Genomic DNA, 23,403 nt, shown 5'->3' on the forward strand with positions numbered 1-23,403 from the left:
TGGCTTCCGTTACGGGGAAAGGGGGCCTGCATCACGCGGGTTGCAACGCCGGCGGTGCATCGGGCTGCGCGAAGCGTTGCCCAGAAGCTGCTGACGACCATGGCTTCGATGCGCACGTCGACGCAGGCGTCCACTGCAATGAATCGTCACAAGACCAGCCGACGTTGTCCCCGAATCAACGCTGCGCTTCCACCAGTCCATCGAACGGGACGTGTTGGTCGAAACCCTGATGTGACACTGGAGCGCCTGACGTGGGCGGTGGCAATGACTAGGAATTTCGACCTGAACCTGCTCAAGGTATTCGAGGCCATGGTTGAGCACCGCAGTGTGCATGGTGCCAGCCGCGCGTTGTGGATGACGCCTGAGGCGGTTTGTGATGCGCTGACGCGCCTGCGCCATGAGCTCGGCGATCCTCTCTTCATTGCAGGCGAGTCGGGCCTGGTCCCGACCTCCAGGGCCATGGAGCTGTCGCCGGAGTTGTTGTCCGGCATGAAGCATATTCGACGGGGCCTGAAGCCAAGGCACTTCACGACGGGGGCGATGAAGCGGACGTTTCGCCTCGCCGTCAGCGACGACATTGCCTTTCTTCTGGGCTCCGTTGTTCAGAAGGCCATCGGCGCCAGTCCCCTGGCCTGTTTTGAAGTGCACCATATGCCGGGCATCGCGCCACTGAGGGCGCTGCACAGCGGAAGGTTGGACGTGGTACTTGGCCGCGACTTGTGCGCTGACGGGGGCGGCGTACTCCGCTCCGCACGGCTGTGCGTGGAAGAAGAGATCCTGGTGGCGCGCCGGGGACATCCCCTGGGTGGAGGCCTGGTTTCGGAACTGCAACTTGCCGCTTATCCTCGAGCGGCGATCGCCAGGGGTTGCGAAGGCGGCCCCGTGGGTCGCCAGGAGTTGTCGGCGGCGAGGTTTCCTCCGGTGCTGGTCGACTCCTATACGCTCCTGCCTGCCTTGCTGGCAGCCACCGACCTCGTTGCTGCGATGCCACGAAGTGCCGCCGAGGTCGCGCTTCGGGCAGGCTGCATCAGCCCGATCCATTGCGAACTGCCGCCAAGGTCGTCGCCGATCGACATGGTCTGGCATGTGCGCAGCGAAGGCGATCCATGCATGAACTGGCTGCTGGACGAGTTGGGTCGGATCGGCGGCAGCGCGGGCGCTCATGATCCCTCTGAGCATCATGGCTCCCCGCAGGGCGAAATCGCCTGAGCGCCACCGTTCAGGCGGCAAGGAAGGGTCCGTCCGGCACTAATCGACAAACACGGACAGGAATCTCCAAGCGTGCCGCCGCGACTCCTTCCTAGACTGCAGGTGAAGTGCCGGAGTGCGTCGCGCACGCTGCTCCACCTGGTGTCGTGGCGCGAGGCATGAAGCAGGCCAGTCGGGCAACGCGCTCGTCCGGCTCCGTAGGTGCCTGAAGGCACCGGGAACATGTGACCTTTGCACACGCCATGGCCGACAACCAACACACCGATTCACCACGCAGCGCGGCCGCGGCGCCACCGTGCAGCCGAGTGGCCAAAGAGCGCCCGAGCGCCGGACGAGGCGCGTCAGTATTGCTGGTCGGTAGCCTGCTCCAGGCCTGCAGCGGCGCACCATCCCGCAACATTCTTGGTTCCTACTTTCCGTCGTGGATGGTATGCGCCCTGTTCGCGCTGATCCTGACGATCATCGTGCATGCCATTTTCGTTCGTTCGGGCATCGATGCGACGCTTCCCGTGCCGCTGATCGCGTACCTGGGGCTGTTTGCTGCCTTCACGTTCGCCACCTGGCTGATCTGGCTCGCCTGAGTGGATGCCGCCATGACGACAGCGAAATATCCAGCCTGGCTTGGTCGAAGCCTTACCGTGGTGGCCCTGTTGGCTGCGCTGGTCTTGCTTGCTGCCACGGTTTTCGTGGTCGACCGGCGTCCGCGCACCCATGACGCGCACTTGTTTGCCTATACGGCCGGTATCGCGCCGGAGGTGAGCGGCCGCCTCACGGTGATCCACGTCATCAACAACCAGCTGGTCAGGAAAGGCGACGTGCTTGCGCAGATCGACCCGGAGCCCTTCGAGCTGAGGTTGCGGCAGGCAAGGGCCAAGGTTGCTGCGCTGAAAGCGGACATCGATCTCACCGGGCGCCAGGTGAATTCGCAGACCTCGGGCGCCCAGGCGGCATCCACCCAGATCGAGCGCGCCAGGGAACAGCTCGCACTGGCGCGCTCCACGCGGGAACGGCTGGAGCCGATGGTGGGGAAGGGTTATGTCACGCAGCAGCAGATCGACGAGGCGCGCACCAATGAGCGAACGGCGTCGACCGCGCTTTCGGCCAGCATGTTGCAGGCGGCGCAGGCGCATGAAGCGGTCGGCGACACGGCGAGCCTCATCGAGCAGCTCGCCGGCGCCGAAGCCGCCGAGGCACTGGCGGCCCGCGATCTGCGCGAGGCGACGATACGCGCTCCCTTCGATGGTCGCGTGGTCGGCATGCAACTGGCGGAGGGCGCGTTCGCGGCGGCCGGCAGTCCGCTGTTCACCCTCATCAAGTGGCATGAGTGGTACGCCGTTGCCGATTTTCGCGAGACCGATCTCGAGCACATCCACGTTGGCGACAAGGCCACGGCCTGGCTGATGGGGCGCGAGGGCGAGCCGGTGCATGGCCATGTGGAGAGCCTGGGCGCCGGCGTGCAACCCGAGGACAAGGCCGGCCCCGGACTGCCAGCCGTGACGCGGTCGCTCAACTGGGTCGTGGTTGCGCAGCGCTTTCCGGTCTGGGTGCGACTGGACGATCCACCGGAGGAACTCATGCGGATCGGCGCGACCGCGTCGGTCAAGGTGCAGCATGACCACCACGACTAGCAGCCCGTCCCAACACCTTGCGCTGCTTGCCTTCCTGCGACGCGAGCTGGCGCCACGAACGGGTCGGATGCGCGCGATCTGGCGCATTGTCGCCGGCAGCACCCTGGTCGTCGTGCTGGGCATGGTTTTCCAGATTCCGATTCCGGCCTACATGGCCTACATCGTGTTCATGGCGAGTCGCGAAGAGACCGTGGCGACCCTGATGACCGCCATTGCGGGCGCCGTCGCGGCCACCGTGGCGGTGGCGTTGTCCCTGCTGTTCTACCTGCTGGATGCGGACGAGCCGGCACTGCGCGTTCCGCTGCTGGCAGTAAGCACGTTCATTGCGATGTTTTTCGCGCGGACCAGCACCTTGGGGCCGATCGCGTTCCTCGCCGGCTTTGTGCTGATGCTGTCCCAGACGCTGATCGACGACTTGCCCAACACCGAGTACCTGGTGCGATTCCTGTTGTGGCTGTGGGTGGTCGTCGCCTTGCCGGCCTTCGTCACCGTGCTGATCGACTTCATCTGGGGCGAGGATCCGCTGTTGCTGGTGAGGAAGCGCATCGATGACCTGCTCAGGCAAACGGCTGCTGCGCTGGAAGGTGATGGCGCGGCCGACCCGGCGAAGCTGCGTGAAGAGACGCTCGACACCATGGCCCTGCACGAACACGCCTGCCTGTGGGACAAGCGCCTGAAGGCGAGGTCCGCGGTGGACGTCGAGATGTTCGAGGGGCTGGCCACCCTCCTTTCGTTGCTCTGCCTGTTGCCGAAGGACGCGCCAGCCGCCGCGCGCATTCCCGTGGCGCATGCCATCGACGCGTGCCGCCACGCCTTGCTGGAGGGCACGCTGCCCACGCTGCGCGAATGCGTGGTCGACGAACGCACGCTCGCCGCGCTCGACAGCGAAGCCCGGCCGGTGGTGCTGGCCCTGGCGCGCACGGCCAGCGAGCTGTTGCAGGGCGCGGCGGAACGCCCCGGGGCCGTGGCGCCGCCGCCCAAGGCCAGGCATCTGTTTGTCGCCGATGCCTTCAGCAATCGTGGCCACGTGCAGTTCGCGCTCAAGACCACGCTCGCCGTGACCCTGGCTTACCTGATCTATACGTTGCTGGACTGGCCGGGCATACGCACCGCGGTCACCACCTGCTTCTTCGTCGCGCTGGGCAGCATGGCGGAGATCGTGCACAAGCTGAGCCTTCGCCTGACGGGCGCGCTCACGGGCGGCGCGATCGCGGGTTTCTGCATCGTTTACGTGTTGCCCCACATGACGGATATCGGCGACCTGAGCCTGCTGATCGCCGTGGTTTCCGCGCTTTGCGCCTGGGTGGCAACCAGCAGCGAGCTGCTCGCTTATGCCGGCATGCAGATGATTTTCGCGTTCTACCTGGGCGTGCTCCAGGACTATGCGCCCGCCACCGACCTCACCGTGCTGCGTGACCGCCTCGTGGGCATCGTGCTGGGGAACATCCTGATGTCGATGATCTTCAGCACGCTGTGGCCGGTGAGCGCGTTGCAGGTGGTGCGGTCTTCCGCGTCCAGGACACTGGGCCTGCTCGCCAGGCTGGTGTCGGAAGCGACCCGGGCGAATCGCCCGCTGCGACTGGCGGTGTCCCAGGAACTGGTGCGCTCGCACCGGCTTGCCTCGCTGGCCTTGTTCGAGTGGGGCCTGGTTCCCTCGCAACGTTCGGAAGACGCGATGCATCGGCTCACGCATGGCCAGCTGGATCGGGTCACGGCGGCCGCCTTCGTCGTGCACAGCCAGGGTCACGACGCTGCCGACGAGACGGAGTTGGCGACAGAGCGCGCCACGGCATCACGCTGGCTGGCGGAGACGGCAGCACGCACGAAGGAGGGATCCCCGCCGCCGGCATGGACGGAGAAGCATGCGTCGGTCGAAGGCGGGATGGGCAGTACTCGGAGTCAACGGGAGGCGATGGAATGCCTGCAGACGGAGATCGCCCATGTCGCGCCTGATCGTTGATCGAGCGCGCGGCATCGCGATGGCCGCCATGCTCTGCCTGGTCGCCCTTGAAGCATGGGGCGAGGAGGCGCCCGCGCAGCAGCGTCAATGCCTGGACGCGTCGTCGCAGCCGCATGGGAGCTACGATCTGCCCCGCCTGCTCGACATGGCGCAGTGCCTCAACCCTGAAACGCGCGAGGCGTGGGAACGGACCCGGCAAGCGGAACTGGCGGTCGATCTCGTGCGCAGCAGCTACGCCCCGCAAGTCTCGCTGGAGGCGTTGGGCGGTTTCCAGCGCACGCCGCTGCCCATTCCGACCACGCTGCTGGCACGCGGCTATTTCACCGCCGATACGCGCGAATTCATCCCCTCCGTGGGAGTGAAGTGGCTGCTGTTCGATTTCGGCCGCCGCGCGGGCCTGGAGGCAACGGCGCGTGCCAACCATGCCGCCGCCGAGGTTGCTTACAACGGTGTGCAGCAGCGACTGGTGTTCAGCGTCACGCGCGCCTACTACGACTATCAGTCCAGTCGCGATCAATTGCGCGCCGCCGACGAGGCGGTGACGGCGGCGCAGACCATCCAGGACGCTACGGACGCGCAACGCCGCCACGGACGGGCTACGGTCGTGGCCGAGGCCCAGGCCGAACGCCAGACGGCGCTGTCCAGGCTCAACCAGGTCAAGGCCAATGGCGCGGTGCGCACGGCCTACGCCGCACTGATTGCGGCGATTGGCCTGTCAGCCGATACGCAGCTGAGCATTGGCGGCACCCAGGGCCAGGCCATGCCCTCGCTGCCCGACGAGGCGGTGGACCATTACGTGCAAAAAGCGCTCGCCGGTCGGCCCGACGTGCGTGCCGCGGAAGCAAGGGTGAAGGCGGCGGAGGGCGAAGTGCAAAGCGCGCACGCTGCCTATCGCCCCGTGGTCAGTTTTTCCGGCCGCTATTACCAGAACATCGGCGCATTGAGCACCGACGGCAGTCCGTACTACTCGATCAACAAGCCCGGCGGCGCCGTCTTCCTGAATGTGGAACTGCCGCTCTTCGATGGCGGTGCGCGCTCGGCGCAACTGTCCATGGCGCATTCCCGGGTCCAGGCGGCGCAAGACCAGCTGGACCAGGTGCGCGACAAGGTCGCACAGGAAGTGGTCAAGGCCTATAACGACCTGCGCACCAGCCTCGAGGCTTACGCCGAGGCGCAGGCGTTCTCACACGCCGCGCGGGTCGCCTACGAGGCGGCGCTCGACGCCTATCAGCATGGTGTGGGCACGTATACCGATCTGGCCAACGACGAAGCCGTCATGGCGCAGTCGGAGTCCGCCCTGACCAGCGCGAATGCCGACGCCCAGATTGCCTGGATGGCACTGGCCCTGGCGGCTGGCGACATCCGCGTGACGCCTTGACGGTGAACCCTGCAACGCCATGCCGGGTCAGTGCCTGGTGCAGGCCAGCCATCGGCGAATCAGCAGGTTCAAGCTCAACCACTCAATGACATCCATGCCCGGAGGCCCCTCCCATGAGCAAGAAAGTAGCTGAAGTGATCATCGAGACGCTGGTAGCAGCGGGTGTGAAGAACTGCTACGGCATTGTCGGCGACACCATGAACCTGCTGGCCGAGCATATCGAGAAGAGCGGCATCCAGTGGGTCCAGGTGCGTCACGAAGAAGCCGGTGCCTTTGCCGCCGGCGCCGAAGCGCTGGTGACGGGAAGGCTGGCGGCGTGTGGCGGCAGCTGCGGCCCCGGCAGCCTGCACTTCATCAACGGCCTGTACGAAGCCAACCGCAATCGCGCGCCGGTCGTGCTCATTGCCAGCCAGATCCAGCGCAGCGACCTGGGCTTCAGCTCCATCCAGGAGGTCGATTTCATGTCGGTCTTCAAGGACTGCTCGGTCTACTGCGAAATGATCCTGACGCCCGAACAGGCCAGGAAAAAAGCCGTGCTTGCCTGCCAGGCCGCCCTCGCCAAACGCGGTGTGGCCGTGCTCGTCGTGCCCGTGGACATCTCGCACTCGGACGTCCACGACGACGTTCCCTATGGCGTTCACGTGAGCCGTCCGGTGACGCGGCCCAACGACGATGAACTGGCGCAGATCGCCGAGATCCTCAATGCCAGCAGCAAGGTCGCCATCTATGGCGGCTCCGGCTGCGAAGGCGCGCTCCAGGAAATCCTGGCCGTCGCCGACAAGCTCAAGGCGCCCATCGCCCATACGTCGCGCGCCAAGGATTTCCTCGAGCACGGCAACCCGTACAACATCGGCATGACCGGCATCCTTGGCAATGACGCGGGCTACCATGCCGTACTCGATTGCGACGCGCTGCTGTTGCTGGGCGCCGACTTCGCCTGGCGCCAGTTCTATCCGGATCATGCCAGGATCGTCCAGATCGACATCGATCCGATGCACCTGGGGCGCCGCCATCCGGTCGAACTGGGCGTGGTAGGCGATATCAAGTCGAGCATGGCGGCCCTGCTACCGCTGCTGGATGCGCGGGAAGACAGCGGCTTCCGCGACGACTATGTCAATCGCTATGCCGTGGCCATGGCCGACATGCGCAGTCACGCCAAGCCGGGCGCCAAGGACTCCATTCCAGGCTCGTATCTCGCGTCGGTGATTGATCGCCTTGCCAGCGACGACGCGCTTTTCAGCGCGGACGACGGCACGCCCGTGGTATGGGCCCTGCGCTTCCTGCATGCCACCGGCAAGCGTCGCATCTGCGGCAGCCTGTTGCATGGAACGATGGCCACTGCACTCCCGGCAGCGCTTGGCCTGCAAAAGTCCCATCCCGGGCGCCAGGTGATCTCGATGTCCGGCGATGGCGGCATTGCCATGCTGTTCGGCGAACTGTTGACGGCGGTGCAGGAGAACCTGCCGGTCAAGATCGTGGTATTCGACAACGGCAAGCTGGGATTCGTCGAGATCGAACAAAAGGCCGAAGGCATGCTGGATACGTTCACGCACCTGAAGAACCCGAACTTTGGCGACGTCGCCAGGGCCATCGGCCTGTGGGGGCGTTCGGTCGCGAAGGCAGCGGATCTCGAGTCCTCGGTGAAGGACTGGCTGGCCCAGCCGGGCCCCGCATTGCTGCATGTGCTCGTCAATCCGATGGAGCTGGTCAAGCCGCCGTTTGTCGAGCTGAAGCCGGTCATCGGCATGGGCCTGTATTCGACCCGCGCCATCCTGCATGGGCGTGGCGGCGATGTGTGGGAGATGGTGGTGGAGAATCTCCGCTAGTCGCTGTGGCGGGACGAAGGGCGCTGCAGGTCTCCCGACTTCTGGTTGCGCCCGACTGGCCTGATGCCGCCCCGCTGGGCGTATGGCGGCAGCACCTGGAAACAAGCCTTGCGTCGGCGGCGCCGCTGCCCGCGCAAGAGCAGGCTACAGTGGCCAGCCGACGAATCCTGCAAGGATCGCTCAGCGCAACAGATTCACTTTGGCCAGATCGACCAGCTGGCTGCCGCGACCATCGAGCACCGCCTTGAGCATGAACAGGCCGAACTTGTGCGCCTGCTCGAGCGTGGTCCGGGGAGGCATGGCCAACTCCTGTCTTGCGCTCACGACGTCCACCAGCACCGGCCCGTCGTGGGCGAAGGCCTCCGTCAATGCCGGGCGCAGCTCGCCAGGATGTTCAACCCGGATGCCCTTCACGCCGATCGCATCGGCCATCGCCGCGAAATTGGGATTGATCAGATCGCATCCCGTGTCGACAAATCCGTTCGCCTTCATTTCCATTTCCACGAAGCCCAGCGTGCCATTGTTCAGGAGCACGATCTTGACGGGAAGGCCGAGCTGGGTGAGCGACAGGAATTCGCCCATCATCATCGCGAAGCCGCCATCGCCGGACATCGAGACTACCTGGCGACCGGGGTAGGCTACCTGGGCCCCAATCGCCTGCAGCATCGCATTGGCCATGGAGCCGTGGTTGAACGATCCGACGATGCGGCGCTGGCCGTTGACTTTGAGATAGCGCGCGGTCCAGAGGATGGGCGTACCCACGTCGCAGGTAAAGATGGCGTCGTCCGCCGCCAGTTCGCTGACCACGCGGGTCACCTGCTGCGGATGGATGATGTCGCTGCCTTCCCTCGGCTCGGCCAGCTTGTCCAGGCCTTCCCGCGCCTTCCTGTAGTGCGCGAGGGCCGCATCAAGATGGCTGGTGTCCATCTTTTCCGGAATGGACGGCAACAGGCTCTGCAGCGTCTCGTGTACATCGCCGATCAGTCCGAATTCGATGGGACAGCGATTGCCAAGGGCTTCCGGGCGCAGGTCAATCTGTACGACCTTGGCATGTTCCGGGTAGAACTGGCGGTACGGGAAATCCGTGCCGAGCAGGAGCAGCAGGTCGCAATCCTTCATGGCGGCGTAGCCCGACGAGAAGCCGACCAGCCCCGTCATGCCCACGTCATACGGATTGTCGTACTCGATGAATTCCTTGCCCCGCAGCGTGTGGACGATGGGGGCCTTGAGCTTCTTGGCAAGCTCCAGCACCAGGTCATGGGAGCCGGCACACCCGGCGCCACATAGCATCGTCACGCGTGTTGCTTCCTTGAGGATGTTGGCCAGTTGCCTGAGATCCTTGAGCGGAGGATGGACGATGGGCCGGGTGGGGGTCACCCAGCGCGGCGGTGCCTCGACGGCATCCTCGAGCGCAATATCGCCCGGGATGACCACGACCGCCACGCCACGGCGTGCCACGGCAGCGCGCATGGCGCGCCCAAGTACGCGGGGCAGGTGGACGGGATTGGAAACCAGCTCCACGTAGTGGCTGCACTCCTTGAACAGCGTCTCGGGGTGAGTGGCCTGGAAGTAGTCCGTGCCGATCTCGCTGCTGGGGATGTGCGCCGCAATGGCCAGCACCGGTGCGCCGTTGCGATGGCAGTCGTAGAGACCGTTGATGAGATGGAGGTTGCCCGGGCCACAACTGCCTGCGCATACCGCAAGCTGACCGGTCAGGTGGGCTTCGGCGCCGGCTGCAAATGCGCCACTTTCCTCGTGGCGCATGTGAATCCAGTCAATCGTCTGCAGGCGCCGAAGCGCATCGGTCAGGCCGTTGAGGGAATCGCCGACGACACCATAAATGTGCTTGATGCCAGCCAGCTCGAGAACCTTGGCGATGTAGTCGGCTGAAGTCATGGACATGTGGGGTATCCCGTGCAGGAGGGCCGGATTGCCGCGCGGTCGAAGCGTCCGGGGCAGGGCGATGGCCTGGCCTGCCTGGGCGGCCTGTTCCCCGATGTCGGGGCTGACTCGGCCGGATTGAGGCGGGCGACAGCTCGCCCAAGCTCACACTATTGCCATGCGCAGCCGTCGGCTTGTACGTGGCTGATCGCACATGGACGAAATCCATGCGGCGAAGTCACGGTCGCACGAGGCTGCAGCAGGCATGTGCCACGACACCGGTTTTCCCGGTGGGCAGATGACGCGGCGGGGTGCGGTCATGGCGCCCTGCAGGGACACATCCGGGCGCCCTCATCGGCCTGTCGGGGCGGGCGACTCCGTGGCCGTCGCCCGGGCCGGGCATCAGGTATGCGGCGACCTTCGACGGAACAGGCGTGCCAGCGAAAAAGACCGCGTGGCAGGGTAGGCCCGGCGGCGGGGAACCTGCAGGTCGACCAGCGTTCCCTTGCCCGGCTCGCTGGTCACGGTGAGCTGGCCTTCCAGTTTGGCGGCGCGTTCCCGCATGCCTGCGATGCCCCAGTGGCCTGCCTGGTGCCGTTCCTCGATGCGCCTCTCGGACGTGCCAATGCCGTTGTCGCCGATGGAGACGATGAGGGCCTGCGCGGTGTAGTCCACCGTCACCCAGACCGCTTCGGCGTTGGCATGCTTGAAGGCATTGAGCACGGCCTCGCGGGTTATCGCCAGCACTTCATTGCAGGCGTCATGGCGCAGTGCGCGCGGATCGCTGAGCAGGCGCAGCGAAAATCTCGTGCTGGACTGTGCTGCGGCTTCATTGCCGGCAGCGAGCAGTTCGCCGATGAAATCGGCGCGGTGGTCATGCGACTGGCGCAGTGCGCTGATGGCGTCGCGCCCGTCGATCAGCATGCTGCGCATGTTTTCCTCGATCTTGAGGGCGCCGTTTCGCTGCGCGTCGGACAGCGTGGGGCCTCGCGCCCACAACTCGACCTGCAGGAGTATGCCCTGCATGCCCTGCAGCAGGGTGTCGTGCAGATCCCTGGCAATACGCTCGCGCTCCGCCAGCCTTTCATGAAGGATCAGGCGGTATCTGCGCGCAATGAAAGACACCCGCAGGGCATACAGGCTGGCAGCCATCAGCGCGGCCACGCCGGCCAGCAGGGACTTGAACCACGCGGACTGGTAGAACGCGGTCTCCACCCGGAAGCGGAAGCTGGCCGGCGCCGGGCTGGCGACGCCATCTTCGTTGATGGCCAGCACCTGGAAGTCATAGTTGCCCGGCGGCAGTCGGGTGTAAAAAGCTTCGCGGCGAGCACCGGCTTCCTGCCAGTCTTCGTCCACCCCCTGGAGGCGGTATCGAAATCGTGCGCGCTCAGGCTTGGAGAGTGCCGGTGCGGTGTAGTCGATACGGAAATTGCCGGTCAACGGCGGCAGCCGCGGCGTCGATGTCAGCGGCCAGGACTTGCCGTCGGCGATGAAGCCGCTGATGGTGATGGTCGGAGCGATCTTGTTGTAGCGGATGTGGGTCGGATCAATCCACGACAGATCCTGTTTTGTCGCCACCCAGATGCGCCCATCGGCCGCTTCCACCATGGATGGCCCGGGCCTGATGGCCTGGGGTTGCCCGTTGATGCCGTCGTCCTGGGTAAACAGCTCAAAGGACGGCTGATAGCCGGGGTCGCCCAGCAAGGCTTCGATTTCGCTGGCCGCGATCCGATAGACACCATCCGGGCTGTTCAGCCATAGATCTCCCTTGGCCGTTTCGACGATCCCCGAGACACCGCGCAGCAGAATGCCGCCCTTGGCCTGGAAAGCAGCAAACCGGCGCTCGGGAGTGAGGTAGGCGATGCCCTTGTCGCCCGCTGCCCAGACATGTTTGCCGCGAACGGACAGGCTCAGCACGTTGCCGATGGCCAGGCCTTCGCCGGGCCCAAACAGCGTGACCCGGTCGTGATCGATCATGGCGATGCGGTCGCTCGGATAACCAAGCCAGATGCGTCCGCCGTCGTCGGCGATGGCGCGAATCGCCGGCCCGGATGGCAGATCCCTGAATCCGCCATTGAGCTGCCAGGTGTCACCCGAGCGGCGAAAGACGCCGACCTTGGCCACGGACAACCAGATGCTTCCCGAGGCATCTTCAGCCACGTTCTGGCAGGCTTGCAGCACCACCTGGCCGTGCTCGTTCTTCAACGTGCCTGGCGGGGGCGGCACATGCGCAATGCGGGCGCCGTCGTAAACCCCCAGGTCGGCGTGTCCGGCCATCCAGACGGCACCCTGGCGATCCACCATGGAGCAGTCGGAGCCAGGCCCCAGCCCCGCGATGCGGACCGGCGGTTCCTCGTTCCTGAAGTACAGCGCATTTTCCCGCAGGCTTCCGACCCACAGGCCGCCGGCATGATCGGGCGCGATGGTCAGGTCCGTCATGCGTCCGGGGAAGATGACGGGGGTGAACTTGCCCATGCTGAAGCGATCGAGGCCTTTTTCCGTCGACACCCAGACATTGGACTCGCGGTCCATGAAATAGAGCCGTCCGATCTCGCCGCTCAGGCCTTCCGTCCTGCCGAAGTGCTCTTCACTGGCAATGGCGTCTTCGTTGGTCTTCCAGCGAACGCGCGTGATGCCTTCGCGGTCTTCCCGGGTCACCCACAGCGCCCCGGAAGGGTCGCGCAGGCTTGCCCAGTACACGTTGTCGCCTTCGCGCCACGGGACCAACGCAGGCAGGCCCATCTGATCGTGCTTGGCCTTGGCATAATCGGTGGCCTGGAATTGCCCCGACGGCTCGTCGACGACATAGGCGGCCGCCGCCTCGAAGAGATAAATGCGGCCATGGATAAGGCCCAGCCATTGCGGCTCATGTTCCGGGTTGCCGTCGTTGGGGCGGGCGACTTTCTCCCAGCGCCCGTCGCGTTGGCGGGCGATGCCACGGGTCGTGGCAACCCAGAGCGCGCCGTCCCGTGCGCGCACCATGCCGAGCACGCTGCCACCCGGAAGCGCTGCGTCCGGGACGCTTGAAAGCTTGCCCCGGTGCAACAGGCTGACGCCACCGAAGGTGTAGCCAATCCACAGGTCGCCATTAGGCTCGGAAAAGAGCAGCGAGACGCTGGTCTTGGGCAGCAGGCTCGTGGGGCTGCTGTCGAAATGCACGCCATCGAAACGAATCAGGCCGTTCTGCGTGCCTATCCACAGAAAACCGTCAGGTGTCTGCACCATGGTTTGCGCGCTGGCCGGCGCCCCGTCCCGCGAAAGATAGGACCGGTGCTGGAATTGCATCAGGCTGAAACGGTAAGGCGACTGTGGATCCAGTGGCTCCACCGCGTGAGGCGGTTCTATGGCCCACGCGATCGACGACATGGCCGCCGCGAGCAGTGCGATGCCGGCGACCAACACGAGCAGGCGTGCCATGGCGCGGGGGAAGAAATGCATGCCTCACAACCCTCAAAACAATTGCTATCCGTGTCCCCCGGGCACAGCCTGCGTATCCACACACGCAGCCTTCGTCTTTGTCGCTCGCCAGAAGATCGTCAAGGCACGCCCCGTCGTTGCCGCCCGGGCTTGGACCTGCTGTTTTACTCCGATCATCGGGTCCGTGAAATCGGCTGGTAGGCATCAGCCTTGTTCGGCCGGCTCCCTGCCTGGCTGGACCATGGCCCGAGGAGGCGACTACCACTGATACTTGAGCTCGAGGCCCAGGTAGTCGGAGTCGTGCGCCCCCGCCCGGCGCAGCGCATCGCCAACTTCGAAATGCACCATTTCCACGGCTGCGGCGAGGTTGGCGTTGAAGGCGTAGTCGCCACGAAGCTGCCCGTAGCTTCCCGTCCGCCGCCCGGGACGGCCCACCGTGCCGGGGACGGGAATGTTGGGTTGTGTATAAACGGCGTCCGCGGTGGTTTCACGCCACTGCAAGGCGAACGCGGCCGTCAGGGTCAATGGCCTGATCGGTTTCACGGTGATCGATGGTTTCAGGTGGATGAAGTTGACGTAACCGGTATAGCCGGCGAGGGTGAGGTAGTAGCCATTGGGGAACAATGGATTGAAGGTGCCCAGCACGTGGTCGGCAGCATGGCGGTCCCCGGAGGCCGCATCCACCTGCAGGCCAAGGCGCGGCTGCCAGGATGTCGTGGCCAGCGTATAGCCCGCACGCGTGCCCACGGCCCAGGCGCGAATGTCGCTGGCGCCGACGGAGCCACGCTGGATCATGGTTTCCAGATCCCAGTCGAAGCCGCGTGCCGCGCCGGCATAGCGGGCGTCGAACACGTGGCGCAATTCCCGCCCGCTGGCGTCGAAGTAGCGCGCGTTGTCGCGCGCGTACAGCGCGTAGTAGGTGGACAGCTCCTGCGTGCCGAACACCAGGTGTTCCGCGCGCAGCATGTTGAAGCGGAGATGGCGGTTGGAGTAGTCGTCAAAATCATCGTTGAACCGGTACTGGACGGGCTGGCTGACGAAGCCGATGACATGCCAGTCGCGCGTTTCCCAGCCAGCCCAGATCGCATCGTAGGCCTGGCGTACATTGGGGCCGTCACGCAGGGATACGAAACGCTGCAGGTCGAAGGCGAACTCCTGGCGACCCAGTCGGAACTTGAAGGTGTTGTCGCCGACGTTGGTGTTGTAGGCGACAAAGGCAAGGCGCAGGTCGACCGGGTTGCGGTCGGCCGACGTGGTGACGCGCTTGCCGTAGTCACGCGCATCCTCCAGCTGGGTAAACAGCTGCCAGTGCGTGCCCAGATGCAGATCGGCGTGCACCTGGAGACGCTGGATGAGATAGCTGTCCGACCGGCTGCCGGCTACGCCGAACCCCACGGCGTCGTTGTACTCCACGCGTTCGCGAAGATTGAGCCCGAGCGAGAGATAGCTCGACGGGTCGCCGGCCGCAAGCGGAATGTATTTCAGGCTGTCGCCGGGCCGGTTGCGCAGGGACGGGTCGGCCAGCGCCGACCAGTCCTCCTGCCAGCGACTGAACATGGGGGTGGGACGGGCTGGGGTCGCGTCCTGCGCGCAAACGGATACCGCCTGGAGCAGGGCAAGCAGCCCGCACGCTACCGGGCCGGCACGCGTGCCGCGGGTGGGCTGGCCGGTTTTACTGCTCGGTCGCCGCATGGATCTCCGCGACGTAGCCGCCCGGGAACGAGACGATGGCGATCTGTCGACCTTCGGCGCTGTACGGCTCTACCAGCACATTGGCGCCACTGGCCTTGGCTTTGGCGAGGGTGTCGGCCAGATGGGAAACTTCGTAGCCGGTCATTTCGTGGCCATAAGGCCAGGGCAGGTGTCCATCGGTTACCTGTACCGACATTTTGCCAAAGGTCGACTCGATGCGGATGCGGCGAAACGTTTCGCCGGCGCGACCGATCTCGATGCCCGGCGCACGCGGATTGTCGGAGACGACCTTGCCGCGCGAGAAGGCAAGAAAGCTGCGTACAAACGCGTCTGCACGGTCAGGCGAAACGTAGACGCGATTCTCCGGCACGGTCTGGAAGGCGGCATAGTTCGGTGCCACGGTGTGCCAGTACAGCTGCATGTTCACGCCGCCCGGCCACTGGATGACGGCGTCGCGGCCGATCGGATCGGGAAACACCGACACGATGACGTCGGCGCCCGCAGCACGGGCCGCGCGGATCGCTGCGTCCATGTCCTTGACCAGGTAGCCGGTACGCTCGGCGCCGAAGGGGCGCGGGACGGGCGTCCGGAAGCCGAACAAGGACACGGTGCCCACGGGTGTCTGCAGCAATTGCGTGGTCGTGCTGCTGGGTGTCGGGGTGACCTGGGCCACGGCCTGCTTGGTGCTCTGTCCACCGAAGGTGGCGATGAAGCTTTGCACGAAGCGGTCGACGTCGGCCGGGGCGACGTAGACATGGGTGGTGTCGTACTGCGGACCAACCGCCACGTCCGACGCCGTCGGCGCGGCGGCTACCTGCGGTTGCGCGGCGGTCGCTGACAGCGCCAGGCTGGTGCCCAGCAGCGCTGTCAGCAGGAGGGAAAAGGCTCGCATGTCGTACTCCGTGTCAGGAGGGGTGGAAAGGAAGCTGTGCGCGACGTTCGCGCAGGTCGTGCCAGGCAACCAGCAGGAAGCCGCCGACCAGGCCGAGGTGTTCGAAAAAAGCGTTGGCGACCGGGATGCGTCCGGACGGTGGCAGCTCCCAGAAGCGGTTGGCCAGGAATGTCGCCATCAGCGTGAATGCGGCCAGCACCAGCGCCCCGATCCAGCGTTGATAACCGCTGATGATCAGCACGGAGGCACCGAGCTCGATCACGATGGTCAGCACCGTCACCAGCACCGGCATCGGTAGTCCGAAGTGGGTCGTTTCGGCAACCGCGCCGTGGAAGTCCCAGAGCTTGTCGATGCCGCCCTGCAGATAGGCCGCGCACAGCAGCACCAGGGCCACTCGCTGCACCAGCAGCGCAGGAGTCCAGGTACCCATGGCTACACCGCCCAGCAGGCGCAACCAAGCGCGCCCCAGAACGACTTGAGGTCCGCCACGGGCAGCGTGCTTGCCCAGGCGCCGGCATGATCATGACCATGCAGGCCGCAGGCATGCGCGCATCCGCAGGCGACCGGAGTCGCCGTCGTCGCCACGCGCGGCTGCGCCCAGGCGCCGTAACCACCGTAGACACGCACCGGCGACCATTCCGGCATCGCCGCGGGCACGTTCACTTCATCCAGTGAAGAGAATTCGCCGCTGCCGTAGACAACGCGCCCGCCGACGATGGTCAGCAGCGAGGTGGTGTCGGCGATGTCGTCTTCCGGGCAGCCGAAGTAATCGCGATCGGGCACCACCAGGTCCGCCAGCTGGCCCACGGCGATGCGGCCCTTCTTGCCTTCTTCGTTGGAGAACCAGGTGACGTACTCGGTCCACATGCGCAGGGCCGTCTCGCGATCGAGGCAGTTGCGGCGCGGATAGAGCGCCAGTCCGCCGACCGTCTTGCCGGTGACCAGCCACGCCAGCGACACCCACGGGTTGTAGGAAGCTACGCGGGTGGCATCGGTGCCGGCGGAAACCTTCACGCCCTTTTCCAGCATGCGCGCCACCGGCGGGGTCGCCTGCGCGGCGGCCGCGCCATAGCGTTCAACGAAGTACTCGCCCTGGTAGGCCATGCGGTGCTGCACGGCAATGCCGCCGCCGAGCGCGGCGATGCGGTCGATCGAGCGCTCGGAGATGGTCTCGGCGTGATCGAAGAACCAGTTCAGGCCCTGCAGCGGAATGTCCTTGTTCACCCGCTCGAACACGTCCAGCGAGCGGCTGATGGTCTCGTCATAGGTGGCGTGCATGCGCCAGGGCCAGCGGTTCTCGGCCAGGATGCGCACCACGTCTTCCAGCTCGCCTTCCATCTGCGGCGGCATGTCGGGCCGGGGTTGGCGGAAGTCCTCGAAATCCGCCGCCGAAAACACCAGCATTTCACCCGCGCCGTTGTGACGGAAATAATCGTCGCCCTGCTTGTACTTCGAAGTCTGCGTCCAGCGGAGGAAGTCTTCCTTCTCCTCCTTCGGCTTCTGCGTGAACAGGTTGTAGGCAAGTCGGATGGTGAGCTGGCCGTCGGCGGCCAGCTTCTCGATGACTGCGTAATCATCGGGATAGTTCTGGAAGCCACCGCCGGCATCGATGGCACCGGTGACACCCAGGCGATTCAGCTCGCGCATGAAGTGGCGGGTGGAATTGAGCTGATAGTCAAACGGCAGCTTCGGGCCCTTGGCCAGGGTGGCATACAGGATCGCGGCGTTGGGCTTGGCCAGCAGCAGGCCAACGGGATTGCCCGACGCGTCGCGCACGATCTCGCCACCGGGCGGTTCAGGCGTGTCCCTGGTATAGCCCACCACGCGCAGCGCTGCTGCATTGAGGATGGCGCGGTCGTACAGATGCAGCAAGAACACGGGCGTGTCCGGTGCCACCACATTGAGTTCGTCGATGGTCGGCAGGCGCTTCTCGGCGAACTGGTGCTCGGTGAAGCCGCCCACCACGCGCACCCATTGCGGCGAGGGCGTGATGGCGACCTGGCGCTTGAGCATGGCCATGGCATCAGCCAGCGACCGGACGCCATCCCAGCGCAACTCCATGTTGAAGTTCAGGCCGCCGCGAATGATGTGCAGGTGGTTGTCGATCAGGCCCGGCAGCACGCGCCGGCCCTGCAGGTCGACGACGCGGGTGCGCGGCCCGGCCAGCGCCATGACGTCCGCGGCCGTTCCGACGGCCACGAACTTGCCATCGGCAATGGCAACGGCTTCCGCCTCGGGGCAGGAGCGATCCAGGGTGGTGAAGCGGCCGCCACGCAGGATCAGATCGGCTGTCTGGCTGCTCATGAGCGTGCCTCCTTGTCAGCGGGCTTGGGTGGCGCGCAGCGTGCCTTGGGCAGCTCGCCGAATACATGCGGCTTGACCTGCTCGCCGACCCAGCTGGTTGCAATGGATTGGCGATGCAGGATGTTTTTTACCAGCGGCGGCAACTGCTCACCCACCAGAATGCCAAGCAGGCCGACCAGCGCGATCACGGGCGGCGCCGGCGAACGAACATTGAGCACGCCGTAGATCACGCCGACGAGCACGCCCACGGCAAGGGAGATCAGATAGATTTTCATGGGTTACCTCTGCAGGTGTGCGCCAGTCGCCGCCCCGCACCTTCAGCCTTCGTGCGCGGCAAACATGCTCTTGGCGTAGATGATGCCCAGGCCATACGAGCCGCCAAAACGCCTGGCGATGCCGGTGGTGCTGTCATAGCTTTCGGTGCGGGCCCAGTCGCGCTGCAACTCAAGCAGGTATTGCAACGCCGTCATCGGCCGAGCGCCGGCCTGGATCATGCGTTCGATCGCGCGGTCATGCGCCTCGGTGGACACGTCGCCGCAGGCGTCGGACACCACGTAGACCTCGAAGCCCTGCTCCAGTGCCGACAGCGTGGGTCCGACGATGCAGACCGACGTCCACAGGCCAGCGAGCACCAGGCGCTGCTTGCCGATTTCATTGACCCGCTTGATGACGGCCGCATCCTCCCAGGTATTCATCGAGGTGCGATCGAGCAGGGCCTGGCCCGGGAACGGATCCGTCACCTCGCTGAACATGGGGCCGGAGAAGCTTTTCTCTGCCACGGTGGTGAGAATGGTCGGCACCTTGAAGCTGGCCGCCGCATTGGCTACCAGGGCGGCATTGTTGCGCAGGGTGATGGCATCGATCGAATGCGTCGCAAACGACATCTGCGACTGGAAGTCGATCATGATCAGCGCATGATCGCGGGGCGTCAGCAGGCTCTTGCCGGGAGTCGGAGTCGCGGTGATGGGCATGACGGGGTTTCCTTATTGCGTGGACTGGCGGAGACGACACCGCGGCATTGCAGAGCGCGGATCGACTCCAGGGGGAATCGCACTGAATGTCCGACTTTCCCCGAAAGGCGCCTGGGAGCCAAGCTCACTTCCGGTAAATACTTTCTACTCTTTCGGGTCGTCGTCTCGTGATGCCTTGCCCGCCGCGGGCCGGCGCGGCGCTCGCTTGCTGCCCGGGCGCGTGCGCTGCATGGACGCCCGGCCTGACCGAGCGCGCTTCGCGTGGAGGTCAGTGCTCCGCAAGGGAGAAAGCCCGCGCAAGGGGCGGGCTTTCCTGTTCCGGGGGCATGGCCTTGCGCCCGGCCCCGATTGCCATCGGGACGGGCTAGAGGTTGAGCCACTCGGGCCGGGATGACCCACGCGGAGCGAGGACCGTGCGGAAATGCTCCGGCGTCCTGGACAGCACGACCTGGTCGGTGATGCCCTGATAGGTGCCCAGTGGCGTCTCCGCCACAAACGTGTCTGGTGCAACGTAGCGGTGCTCTTCCGTGGAGCCTGCGGTCGCCACGGCGTATTCCTTGTCGAAGATGCCAAGGGACAGCTGCCACAGGACGGTTCGGGTCAGCGAGATCACGACCTTGTAGCTCCCGCCCTCGACCGCACGGCGACGCAGCGCGGCGAGCACTCCCGCCGTGCCCAGCCAGGCGACCACGTTGTCGCAGATCGGCACGATGGGCGGTTGCCGGGGTTGGGCGAGCGAGCCTTCCAACGCAAAGAGGCCCGATACCGCTGCGCCGATTTCATCGAAGCCCGGCCGGTTCGACCACGGTCCATGTTCGCCGTGCAACACGACGCTGACGTGGACCAGGCCAGGACGCTTCGCGCACAGCTCCTCCGCATCCAGGCCGTGCGCCGCGAGGAAACCAGGACGCTTGTTCGCAAAGAAGACGTCCGTGGTCTGCAGCAGCTTGTCGAATGCCTTGCGATCCTCCGGGTCGTCGCCAAGGACGGTCGAGCGCATGCCGACCTGCACGTCGAGGAAGAACGCGTCCTTCTCGGTATCGTTGGGCCGCCAGATGTTGAGGACATCGGCGCCATACTGGGCCAGGTCCCTGCCGATCGCCGCTCCCGCAATGACATGGCCCATGCCGAGTGCGCGGATGCCGTCGAGCGGCGCGCGTCCGTCGGGCTTGAAAGGCATCGGCTCGGAATCGCCGATCTTTTCCACTTTGATGAGCGGCATGCGCGCAAGGACGTTGGTGTACTGCGCTTCGCGACGTAATTCATCGTTCGTACGGACCATGCCCATGACGAGGCCGGCCTCGGCGGCGGCATCTTCAAGCTCGGTGCCATTCCACTTGAGGATGGCATTGCGCACGGCCTCGGGGCTGTCACTGCAGCGCAGGAAGTTGAGCGCGCGCGTCCTGATCCTGGGATACACGTTCAGGGGCAGCACATGGCGTCCATCCTTCGTCTCGTAGAAGAACGGCAGCTTCAGGAACGGATTGTCCTCGTCCGCCCCGGCGGCAGGCGGACGACCATTGAGCAGTTCCCACTTGCCCTCGAAGAAGCAGCAAAAGCGCCGCAGCGCCTTGCGCACGTCAACGGCTATGTCCTGGCCTTCGCCGGTGCGGTGTTGCCAGACGGCCGCTGCCGTGACCGCCTTGGCCGCGAGGCCGATGGCGGCCATCGTGCCGAAGCGGATGGCGCTAGGAAGGATGGGGTCCTGGCCGTAGAAGGTCAGCTTGCCGCCGCCATCCTTCCAGTTCATGCCGATGTCGGCGAGTACGTCATTGACGCCCGCGTGCAGGTCGAAGCCGGCTTGCGTTGCCGGGTGGGCAAGCCTGTCCTTCAGCGTGTCCGTCAGTCGGTCCGGCGTCGTGGCGGCCATCGCCGATTCGCTAGAGATGCTCATCTGGAAACTCCCGTCATGGTCATGACTTGTTCAAAGGCGCGTGGCTGGCCGCGAGGTTCGTTGTCGGGCGGTTGACGCAGGGGCAGGGTGCCTGTTGCATGGCGCCTGTTTACACCAGGCCTTCCTGCTGCCGCAGGGCAAGTGCGCCGAGGATGACCCGGTTTTCTGCCTCCGCCAGTTCGTCCACGGAACGGCCCTTGAGCTGTGCCTGCACGCCTGCGATGACGTCCTTCTTCAGGTCGTCAGTGATATTGGGCTCGCCCAGGGTCTTCATGATTCCCTGCAGCGGATTCATCAGGTGTTCCATGAAATGGTCGATGCCACCGGCGCCGCCACCGAGGTGCCATTGCAGGCTCTGGCCCATCACGCCCCAGCGCAGGCCCGGCCCGTAGCTGACCGCCACGTCGGCATCCTCGACGCTCAGCACGCCCTGTCCGATGAGGTAGAGCATCTCCTTGTAGAGCGCTGCCTGCAGGCGATTGGCGACATGGCCCGCCAGCGCCTTGAACAGGCGGATCGGCTTCTTGCCCAGTGCCGCATAGAACGCCATCGCCCGTGCAATGGTTTCCTCGGACGTCTTGGCGCCACCCACCACCTCGACCAGCGGAATGATGTGCGGCGGATTGAACGGGTGGCCGATGACGCAGCGCTCCGGATGGCTCTCGCACTTCGCCTGGATGTCGGTCATGGTCAGGCCCGAAGAGCTGGAGGCGATGATGACATCGGGCGGCAGCACCTGGTCCATGTGCCGATAGAGTTCCTGCTTGAAGTCCAGGCGTTCCGGACCGCATTCCTGCACCAGGTCGGCGGCCGCGAGCGCGGTATCCATCGTGCTGGTGAAACTCAGGCGATCCACTGACGCGCCGGGCGACAGGCCGAGCTGCTGGAGCGACGGCCATGCCGCCTTGATATAGGCGTCCAGGTTGGCCTTGGCGGTGGGCGCAATGTCGGTGGCGATCACGTCCAGCCCTTTGGCCAGATAGAACGCACACCAGCTGGCGCCGATCACGCCGGTGCCAATCACCACGATTTTCTTGATTTCTCTGCTCATGAGTTGCGGCCTTCTGTCGGTCGGATGGCGATGTATTTGCATTCGCTATCGGTGGAGCCATTACTTGCCCGGATCGCGTGCTTCAGGCCGTCGCCGGGCGCCAGAGCACGATCCCGGTCAGCGGTCCCAGTCCGGAACGAATGACGCGCGGCTGATTCGGGCCATCCAGGGCGGCGAGGCGGATATTGCCGCCCAGGTCGCTGACGAAGGCACGCTCACGTGCGCTGTCCAGTGCAAGGCCAATGCCTTCCGCCAGGCCGGAAAGCAGGATCTCCGGCGTTCCGGGCGAGCTTCCCGCGAAGCGGCAGCGATTGAGGGTGTTGCCTTGCGGCGGGTCGCCGCGGTCCGTCCAGTACAGCGTGCTGCTGTCCTCTTCCCATTCGAGGTCGATGGGCTCGGGCAAGTTGTCGAACACGACGGTGATATCCGTGCGGGCAGCCGGCGACATGCCCTCGGGCAGCTCCAGCGGTGCGCTGAGGATGCGCCCCTGGCCGCCGTTCGGCGGGCCCTTCTGGGTCCAGAACATGCGCCGGCCGGTGCGATCGATCGCAATGCCGACACAATGCCGGCGCTCGTCGGCGCGCTCTTCGTCGGTGGAGCCCGTCTGGACCAGGACCGTGATGTCGCTGCCGTCCAGGCGGGCGCGCATCACGCGCATGCCTTCGCGATCGCACCAGTAGATCAGGCCTGCGTCCGCATCGACCTGCATCTGCTTGGCGGTAAACGTCGCACCCTTGGGAATGACCGCCATCCGGTTGGCGCCGTTGAAGTCCACCCGTTCAATGAAGCCGTCGGGCCGGGACCAGTCCTCGCCCATATTGGTCCAGTAGATGTGGCGGCCGATGTAGTCGATGGCGATGCCATCCGGCGTGCCACCCAGGCCATCGACCAGCACATCCATGCTGTCGCCGTCCAGCGAGACGGAGAGCAGTCGCGGCGGTGTGGCTTCAAGCACGAGCAGGCGATCACTCGTCGCAGCACTCATGGTGGATCCTCAGTGTCTTGTAAGGTGATGGGATATGACGCCCCGGCGCATCTCACACACCGGAGAAGCGACTAATTCCGTGTCGGTGGCGCCAGGCGGGGGCAGGCGCGAGTGGTGCGCTGCGGGCACTGGTTGGTGACATCGACCGTGGCGTGATCCAGGCATGCCGTTGGCAAGGGGAGATGCCAGGTGCCCGGGAGTCGCTCAACGACCGGCGATGCCGCGCGTGTTGTTGCAGGAACGGAATCGACCTCGGAAGATCAGGTGGAAGTTGCCACTGTGTCCCAATGACACCCTTCAGCCAAGCCCACTTCC

17 protein-coding genes are annotated in these 23,403 nt (G+C 65.3%); 6 read left to right on the forward strand and 11 right to left on the reverse strand.

Annotated elements, in window-relative coordinates:
- Positions 1-264 precede the first annotated feature (264 nt).
- From ACXU4B_RS03305 to ACXU4B_RS03330, 6 genes are all read left to right on the forward strand, one after another.
- A complete protein-coding gene (locus ACXU4B_RS03305) occupies positions 265-1,209 on the forward strand; it encodes a LysR family transcriptional regulator (protein ID WP_458910833.1) in 945 nt (314 codons plus the stop codon).
- 242 nt (positions 1,210-1,451) lie between these two features.
- Entirely contained in the window at positions 1,452-1,790 is a 339-nt protein-coding gene (locus ACXU4B_RS03310) for a YtcA family lipoprotein (RefSeq protein WP_131407748.1), read from the forward strand.
- 12 nt (positions 1,791-1,802) lie between these two features.
- Positions 1,803-2,837, forward strand: a complete 1,035-nt coding sequence (locus ACXU4B_RS03315; protein ID WP_131407750.1) for an HlyD family efflux transporter periplasmic adaptor subunit — start codon at positions 1,803-1,805, stop codon at positions 2,835-2,837.
- Entirely contained in the window at positions 2,821-4,797 is a 1,977-nt protein-coding gene (locus ACXU4B_RS03320) for an FUSC family protein (protein ID WP_131407752.1), read from the forward strand. The genes ACXU4B_RS03315 and ACXU4B_RS03320 overlap by 17 nt, the downstream gene beginning before the upstream one ends.
- Positions 4,778-6,175, forward strand: a complete 1,398-nt coding sequence (locus tag ACXU4B_RS03325) for a TolC family protein (protein ID WP_165583129.1) — start codon at positions 4,778-4,780, stop codon at positions 6,173-6,175. Before ACXU4B_RS03320 ends, ACXU4B_RS03325 begins: the two co-directional genes overlap by 20 nt.
- Positions 6,176-6,288: 113 nt before the next feature.
- The gene (locus tag ACXU4B_RS03330; RefSeq protein ID WP_131407757.1) at positions 6,289-8,001 is read left to right on the forward strand and encodes a thiamine pyrophosphate-dependent enzyme; all 1,713 of its coding nucleotides are present in this window, start codon (positions 6,289-6,291) and stop codon (positions 7,999-8,001) included.
- Between the two features lie 180 nt (positions 8,002-8,181).
- Here the strand turns inward: ACXU4B_RS03330 and poxB are convergent, their stop codons facing one another.
- The 11 genes from poxB to ACXU4B_RS03385 all read right to left on the reverse strand — a co-directional run bounded on the left by poxB (position 8,182) and on the right by ACXU4B_RS03385 (position 23,088).
- Positions 8,182-9,903 (reverse strand): ubiquinone-dependent pyruvate dehydrogenase, encoded by a 1,722-nt coding sequence (poxB, locus tag ACXU4B_RS03335; protein ID WP_131407759.1) that lies wholly within the window; start codon positions 9,901-9,903, stop codon positions 8,182-8,184.
- Between the two features lie 381 nt (positions 9,904-10,284).
- Positions 10,285-13,320: a sensor histidine kinase gene (locus tag ACXU4B_RS03340; protein WP_131407761.1), complete on the reverse strand. Its 3,036-nt coding sequence runs from the start codon at positions 13,318-13,320 to the stop codon at positions 10,285-10,287.
- A 237-nt stretch (positions 13,321-13,557) separates the two neighbouring features.
- Complete coding sequence (locus ACXU4B_RS03345) at positions 13,558-14,856, reverse strand: alginate export family protein (protein ID WP_205746499.1); 1,299 nt, start codon at positions 14,854-14,856, stop codon at positions 13,558-13,560.
- Positions 14,857-14,971: 115 nt separating this feature from the next.
- Positions 14,972-15,883: a glyoxalase gene (locus tag ACXU4B_RS03350; protein ID WP_131407765.1), complete on the reverse strand. Its 912-nt coding sequence runs from the start codon at positions 15,881-15,883 to the stop codon at positions 14,972-14,974.
- Between the two features lie 13 nt (positions 15,884-15,896).
- The gene (locus ACXU4B_RS03355; protein ID WP_131407767.1) at positions 15,897-16,313 is read right to left on the reverse strand and encodes a DoxX family protein; all 417 of its coding nucleotides are present in this window, start codon (positions 16,311-16,313) and stop codon (positions 15,897-15,899) included.
- A gap of 2 nt (positions 16,314-16,315) precedes the next feature.
- Positions 16,316-18,187, reverse strand: a complete 1,872-nt coding sequence (locus ACXU4B_RS03360; protein ID WP_131407769.1) for an amidohydrolase — start codon at positions 18,185-18,187, stop codon at positions 16,316-16,318.
- On the reverse strand, positions 18,184-18,462 hold the full coding sequence (locus ACXU4B_RS03365; protein ID WP_131407770.1) for a XapX domain-containing protein: 279 nt from the start codon (positions 18,460-18,462) through the stop codon (positions 18,184-18,186). The genes ACXU4B_RS03360 and ACXU4B_RS03365 overlap by 4 nt, the downstream gene beginning before the upstream one ends.
- Positions 18,463-18,504: 42 nt before the next feature.
- Positions 18,505-19,158, reverse strand: coding sequence for a hydrolase (locus ACXU4B_RS03370; protein WP_131407771.1), 654 nt, complete (start codon positions 19,156-19,158; stop codon positions 18,505-18,507).
- Positions 19,159-19,522: 364 nt separating this feature from the next.
- Positions 19,523-21,052: a CoA transferase gene (locus ACXU4B_RS03375; RefSeq protein ID WP_205746500.1), complete on the reverse strand. Its 1,530-nt coding sequence runs from the start codon at positions 21,050-21,052 to the stop codon at positions 19,523-19,525.
- Between the two features lie 109 nt (positions 21,053-21,161).
- Positions 21,162-22,103: a 3-hydroxyacyl-CoA dehydrogenase NAD-binding domain-containing protein gene (locus ACXU4B_RS03380; protein ID WP_131407772.1), complete on the reverse strand. Its 942-nt coding sequence runs from the start codon at positions 22,101-22,103 to the stop codon at positions 21,162-21,164.
- Positions 22,104-22,185: 82 nt separating this feature from the next.
- Entirely contained in the window at positions 22,186-23,088 is a 903-nt protein-coding gene (locus ACXU4B_RS03385; protein ID WP_131407773.1) for a 3-hydroxyacyl-CoA dehydrogenase, read from the reverse strand.
- Positions 23,089-23,403 lie beyond the last annotated feature (315 nt).

It is taken from the genome of Dyella soli, from assembly GCF_054482295.1.